We start from the raw sequence: 6,175 nt of genomic DNA on the forward strand, positions 1-6,175 counted from the left end.
CAACGTGGCCGATAGTACCAACGTTAACGTGCGGTTTTGAACGTTCAAATTTTTCTTTAGACATTTAAATTGTCCCTCTAAGACACGGAATCGGTGGTTACACCACATCAACCAAGCAGTAAGTAAATTAGCGATTAGCTATTGCTTGTTAAGATTTTAATCAGGAAGGCAAGAACATGAAGGAGTGGTGCTGATAGGCAGATTCGAACTGCCGACCTCACCCTTACCAAGGGTGCGCTCTACCAACTGAGCTATATCAGCACATCTGGAGCGGGCAGCGGGAATCGAACCCGCATCATCAGCTTGGAAGGCTGAGGTAATAGCCATTATACGATGCCCGCAGAACTCGGCTACCTGACTTAAAATCAGCTTTGTATTCTACTTAAGTGTTTACTGTTTGAAAACACTTAAATAAGGAATTAATGGTGGTGGGAGAAGGATTCGAACCTTCGAAGTCTGTGACGGCAGATTTACAGTCTGCTCCCTTTGGCCGCTTGGGTATCCCACCAACTAAATTTTAATGGTGCCGGCACCAAGAGTCGAACTCGGGACCTACTGATTACAAGTCAGTTGCTCTACCAACTGAGCTATGCCGGCTAAGTGGTGCGCATTCTAGGAGGACTTTCATCATGATGCAACAAAAAAATTGCGATATTTGTTCTTTTGCTTAGATTTTGTTCACTTTTGATTGAATTGTTGATTTTTTAGGAAAAAAACGACCAAAATGACAACAACAATTCAAGATAAATTTTAATGCTAACTTTATCTTTTAAGTTCTAAATTTATTGTGTTCAATAAATTTTTAGAAAAAAATGAGTGACACACACACTAGTCTACGCCAAAAAATGATTTTCATGCCTATTTTTTATACTTTTTTTATAAATTTATTCAGTTCGTGTCAAAAAAAGTAGAAAAATTTTAAAAAATATCTACGCCAATGAAGCATGACTCGTTATGATGCTGTTTATTTTTTATCGGATACGGGTGTTTTAAACAGCCTGTCCAACCTGCGAAGACTAGGCTGATGTTGGCTTATGAATAACAAAGAACGCTTTATAACCCCTTATTTAGAATTTGACAGAAAGCACTGGGCAACATTAAGAGATTCTGTTCCTTTAACGCTGACAGAGAAAGAAATTATCGACTTAAAAGGGATTAACGAAGAAATTTCTATTGAGGATGTTATTGAAATTTATCTTCCTCTTTCAAGGTTGCTCAATTTTTACATTAGCTCTAACTTACGCCGTCAAGCTGTCTTAGAACAATTTCTTGGCACAAAAAGTGCTAAAATTCCATATATTATTGGTATAGCAGGTAGTGTCGCTGTGGGCAAAAGTACGACAGCCCGCTTACTACAAGCACTTTTAACGCGTTGGCCAGAGCATCGTAAAGTTGATTTAATTACTACAGATGGTTTTCTTTTACCTAATGCAGAACTAAAAAGACGTGACATAATGAAGAAAAAAGGATTTCCTGAATCCTACGATATGCATAGCCTCGTCTCCTTTGTTTCTGATATTAAATCAGGGAAGAAACGAGTCACTGCGCCTGTTTACTCTCATTTAGTTTATGACATTATTCCAGATAAAAAACAGGTCATTGAACAACCTGACATTTTAATCCTTGAAGGATTAAACGTCTTACAAAGCAATCAAGATTATCCTCATGATCCACATAATGTTTTCGTATCTGATTATGTTGATTTTTCTATTTATGTTGATGCTGAAGAAGAATTACTAAAACACTGGTATATCAGTCGTTTTTTAAAGTTTAGAGAAGGTGCGTTTACCGATCCAGAGTCTTATTTTAATAATTACTCTAAGTTAAGCAGAGAAGAATCTATAAAAATAGCCTCGTCTATTTGGCAAGAAATTAACGGATTAAATTTAAAACAAAATATTTTGCCAACAAGAGAAAGAGCGAGTTTGATCTTAACCAAAGGTGATAATCATACAATTAGCAATGTTAGATTGCGTAAATAAAACTAAACAATTATTTGTAAATATTATTAACTCTAGATAGAGTAAATAATGCAAATAAACAAAAGCTTTCCGACTAGAGAAAGCTTTTTCCATTTAAGCTGTTCGACGCCATTTAAAGCATTAAGGTGCACTTCTTAGCGAAATCTCACCACCTATATAAGGTGTAATACTTCCATTTTGTTCTAAAAGTAAAGCGCCTTGATCATTGATACCTTTGGCAACACCAAAGATTTCTTTTTCACCAATAATGAGTTTTACTCTCCTATCCATAAAATTATCTAAACTTTTCCAACGTTCGATAAAAACAGATAAGCCTTGTTTTTCAAACTGAACAAATGCATCCCTTAATGCATTGGTAATTTCACAAGCAAGTTCATTTCTATCAATTTTGATCCCAACTTGCTCTAAATTAATCCATTGCTGGTTAATTGCTTCATTTTGATTTTTGCTCATCGCAATATTGATCCCAATACCCGTTATAATATGAGCAACATCACCTGTCTTTCCTGTTAACTCAACTAGGATACCTGAGAGCTTTTTATCATTTAAATAGAGGTCATTTGGCCATTTAACTTTAACACCTTCTGCGCCAAGTTTTTGTAATACTTCAGCCATGATAACACCCACAACTAAACTTAAACCTATTGCAGCTGCGGGCCCCTGTTCAAGTTTCCAGTACATGCTCAAATATAAATTTCTACCAAAAGGAGAGATCCACTTACGCCCTCTTCGCCCTCGTCCCGCAGACTGATATTCAGCAATACAAACATCTCCCGATGTTAATTCACTAATACGTTGCATTAGATATTGATTTGTAGAATCAATAACAGGAATAACGTTCGCAGGGTTACCTTTAATATTCTGATTCACAATATCCGCATTCAATAAGTTCATTGGTGCATCTAATTGGTATCCTTTCCCTACAACTGTCTGAACATCAATGCCCCAACTACGTAATGTTTGAATGTGCTTATTAATGCCTGCACGACTCATTCCTAAGCTTTCACCTAATTGCTCTCCTGAATGGATATTTCCATCAGCAAGGAGCGCAATTAATAATAAAGGAGTTGGTGTTTCTTTCATGAAATAGCGTCCACCGCATTGATTTCGCCATGTTGACCAATAAAACGAACTTCAGGCTCTAATTGTACACCGAAGCGTTCTAGAACTTTTTGGCGTATATATGCAGCTAAATTAACAATGTCTTTTCCTGTAGCTAGACCGTCTTTGTTGATGAGAACAAGTGCTTGCTTCATATGAACAGCAGCACCACCAATCTGATGACCTTTAAGACCACATTGATCAATCAGCCAACCTGCTGCAAGTTTTACACCATCTTGTTGAACATATTGAGGGCAGAAGGGGTATTCTGTTTTTAAGTGCTGTGCAATACGAGTACCAACTATTGGATTCTTGAAAAAACTACCTGCATTACCTGTTATGGCAGGATCGGGAAGTTTACTTGTTCTCATCGAGCATACAGACCTAAATACATCTTTCGGCGTTACCGTTTCTAATGGTAATTTTGATAAATCGCCATATGTTAGAATAGGCTCCCATTTTTTACTAAGTTGCAAGCCAACAGCAATAATAGCAAAGCCTTGCTGGTAATGATGTTTGAAAATACTATCACGATAACCAAACTGACACTCTTTGTTAGTTAATCGATGAACGTAGCCTGTGCTTAACTCAACAATATCAACATAAGCACAAACATCTTTTAATTCTTTGCCATAAGCGCCGATATTTTGTATTGGCGCAGAACCCACATTTCCGGGTATCAGCGCCAAATTTTCTAACCCATAGATATTCTTTTCTAACAGAATTTCAATAAGCCCATGCCAATTTTCACCCGCACCAACATGAACAGACCAATATTGTTCATTTTCCGTAATTTCAATACCAGCAATACAGTTACGGATAACAATACCATTAAAATCTTCAGTAAATAATACGTTGCTACCACCACCTAGAATAAGGGCGGGCAATTTCTGCTCATGAGCATTTTGCCAATATGTACAAAGCTCATCTTTATTATTTGCAGTTTCTATTTGGTGAGCTTTTGCTCTCAAACCAAATGTATTAAATGCTTGCAATGAAACCGATTCTTTCATGAAAGTCTACCTCATTTAGCTGATATCTTAGTTTAACAGCCAAGTATCGTCGAGGATAGCAAAGTGATAATTGATTAGAGGCGAGAAAATATATTGATATTTAAAGTGGCTTTAAACGCAAAAAAGCCAACCCAGTGGGTTGGCTTTCTCGTCTTATTTAATGCCTGGCAGTTCCCTACTCTCACATGGGGAGACCCCACACTACCATCGGCGCTACAACGTTTCACTTCTGAGTTCGGCATGGGATCAGGTGGGACCGCTGCGCTATGGCCACCAAGCAAATTCGGTTTTATTACCCGCTTCTTTCCTTTCGGTCAGTCGCCAGTAATATCAATCTTAAACAAGCCTACTTTATCTACTCTTCGTCTCTCAGACAAAACACCTTCGGTGTTGTCAGGTTAAGCCTCACGGTTCATTAGTACTGGTTAGCTCAACGTATCGCTACGCTTACACACCCAGCCTATCAACGTCTTAGTCTTAAACGTTCCTTTAGGTCACTCAAGGTGACAGGGAAGACTCATCTCGAGGCAAGTTTCCCGCTTAGATGCTTTCAGCGGTTATCTCTTCCGCACTTAGCTACCGGGCAATGCCATTGGCATGACAACCCGAACACCAGTGGTGCGTTCACTCCGGTCCTCTCGTACTAGGAGCAACCCCTCTCAATCTTCCAACGCCCACGGCAGATAGGGACCGAACTGTCTCACGACGTTCTAAACCCAGCTCGCGTACCACTTTAAATGGCGAACAGCCATACCCTTGGGACCTACTTCAGCCCCAGGATGTGATGAGCCGACATCGAGGTGCCAAACACCGCCGTCGATATGAACTCTTGGGCGGTATCAGCCTGTTATCCCCGGAGTACCTTTTATCCGTTGAGCGATGGCCCTTCCATTCAGAACCACCGGATCACTAAGACCTACTTTCGTACCTGCTCGAGCCGTCACTCTCACAGTCAAGCTGGCTTATGCCTTTGCACTAACCGCATGATGTCCGACCATGCTTAGCCAACCTTCGTGCTCCTCCGTTACTCTTTAGGAGGAGACCGCCCCAGTCAAACTACCCACCAGACACGGTCCCCGATCCAGATTATGGACCTAGGTTAGAACATCAAACGTTAAAGGGTGGTATTTCAAGGTTGACTCCATGCAGACTGGCGTCCACACTTCATAGTCTCCCACCTATCCTACACATCAAGGCTCAATGTTCAGTGTCAAGCTATAGTAAAGGTTCACGGGGTCTTTCCGTCTTGCCGCGGGTACACTGCATCTTCACAGCGAGTTCAATTTCACTGAGTCTCGGGTGGAGACAGCCTGGCCATCATTACGCCATTCGTGCAGGTCGGAACTTACCCGACAAGGAATTTCGCTACCTTAGGACCGTTATAGTTACGGCCGCCGTTTACTGGGGCTTCGATCAAGAGCTTCTCCCTAAGGATAACCCCATCAATTAACCTTCCAGCACCGGGCAGGCGTCACACCGTATACGTCCACTTTCGTGTTTGCACAGTGCTGTGTTTTTAATAAACAGTTGCAGCCAGCTGGTATCTTCGACTGGCTTCGGCTCCGTCCGCAAGGGACTTCACTTACCGCCAGCGTGCCTTCTCCCGAAGTTACGGCACCATTTTGCCTAGTTCCTTCACCCGAGTTCTCTCAAGCGCCTGAGTATTCTCTACCTGACCACCTGTGTCGGTTTGGGGTACGATTGTTGGTAACCTGAAGCTTAGAGGCTTTTCCTGGAAGCAGGGCATCAATTGCTTCACCACCTTAGTGGCTCGTCATCACACCTCAGCATTAAGTGACCGGATTTGCCTAATCACTCTGCCTACATGCTTGAACCGGGACGACCGTCGCCCGGACAACCTAGCCTTCTCCGTTCCCCCATCGCAGTTACCACCAGTACGGGAATATTAACCCGTTTCCCATCGACTACGCTTTTCAGCCTCGCCTTAGGGGTCGACTCACCCTGCCCCGATTAACGTTGGACAGGAACCCTTGGTCTTCCGGCGTGCGGGTTTTTCACCCGCATTATCGTTACTTATGTCAGCATTCGCACTTCTGATACCTCCAGCATACCTCACAG

3 protein-coding genes, 4 tRNA genes, 2 rRNA genes and 1 pseudogene are annotated in these 6,175 nt (G+C 41.5%); 1 reads left to right on the forward strand and 9 read right to left on the reverse strand.

The window, feature by feature from the left end:
* The 5 genes and pseudogenes from GWJ05_RS07705 to GWJ05_RS07725 form a co-directional block, all read right to left on the reverse strand.
* Positions 1-64, reverse strand: a pseudogene (locus GWJ05_RS07705) (GTP-binding protein); the annotation flags it as partial.
* Positions 65-185: 121 nt separating this feature from the next.
* Positions 186-261, reverse strand: a tRNA-Thr gene (locus tag GWJ05_RS07710).
* 5 nt (positions 262-266) lie between these two features.
* A tRNA-Gly gene (locus GWJ05_RS07715) sits at positions 267-341 on the reverse strand.
* An 82-nt stretch (positions 342-423) separates the two neighbouring features.
* Positions 424-508, reverse strand: a tRNA-Tyr gene (locus tag GWJ05_RS07720).
* 13 nt (positions 509-521) lie between these two features.
* A tRNA-Thr gene (locus tag GWJ05_RS07725) sits at positions 522-597 on the reverse strand.
* A gap of 437 nt (positions 598-1,034) precedes the next feature.
* Here GWJ05_RS07725 and coaA point away from each other — a divergent pair.
* On the forward strand, positions 1,035-1,982 hold the full coding sequence (gene coaA, locus GWJ05_RS07730) for a type I pantothenate kinase (RefSeq protein WP_036933235.1): 948 nt from the start codon (positions 1,035-1,037) through the stop codon (positions 1,980-1,982).
* A gap of 120 nt (positions 1,983-2,102) precedes the next feature.
* Here coaA and birA read toward each other — a convergent pair whose 3' ends face one another.
* From birA to GWJ05_RS07750, 4 genes are all read right to left on the reverse strand, one after another.
* On the reverse strand, positions 2,103-3,065 hold the full coding sequence (gene birA, locus GWJ05_RS07735; RefSeq protein WP_115370527.1) for a bifunctional biotin--[acetyl-CoA-carboxylase] ligase/biotin operon repressor BirA: 963 nt from the start codon (positions 3,063-3,065) through the stop codon (positions 2,103-2,105).
* Complete coding sequence (gene murB / locus GWJ05_RS07740) at positions 3,062-4,096, reverse strand: UDP-N-acetylmuramate dehydrogenase (protein WP_036933231.1); 1,035 nt, start codon at positions 4,094-4,096, stop codon at positions 3,062-3,064. Before murB ends, birA begins: the two co-directional genes overlap by 4 nt.
* Before the next feature lie 162 nt (positions 4,097-4,258).
* Positions 4,259-4,374, reverse strand: a 5S ribosomal RNA gene (gene rrf / locus GWJ05_RS07745).
* A 116-nt stretch (positions 4,375-4,490) separates the two neighbouring features.
* A 23S ribosomal RNA gene (locus GWJ05_RS07750) occupies positions 4,491-6,175 on the reverse strand; the annotation flags it as partial.

The organism is Proteus sp. G2626 (assembly GCF_009915985.1).
GTDB lineage: Bacteria > Pseudomonadota > Gammaproteobacteria > Enterobacterales > Enterobacteriaceae > Proteus > Proteus vulgaris.

What these genes read in the sequence shown, in the direction of transcription:
- coaA (WP_036933235.1), top strand. Translation starts at nt 1,035, where the DNA reads ATGAATAACAAAGAACGCTTTATAACCCCTTATTTAGAATTTGACAGA.
- birA (WP_115370527.1), bottom strand. Translation starts at nt 3,065, where the DNA reads ATGAAAGAAACACCAACTCCTTTATTATTAATTGCGCTCCTTGCTGAT.
- murB (WP_036933231.1), bottom strand. Translation starts at nt 4,096, where the DNA reads ATGAAAGAATCGGTTTCATTGCAAGCATTTAATACATTTGGTTTGAGA.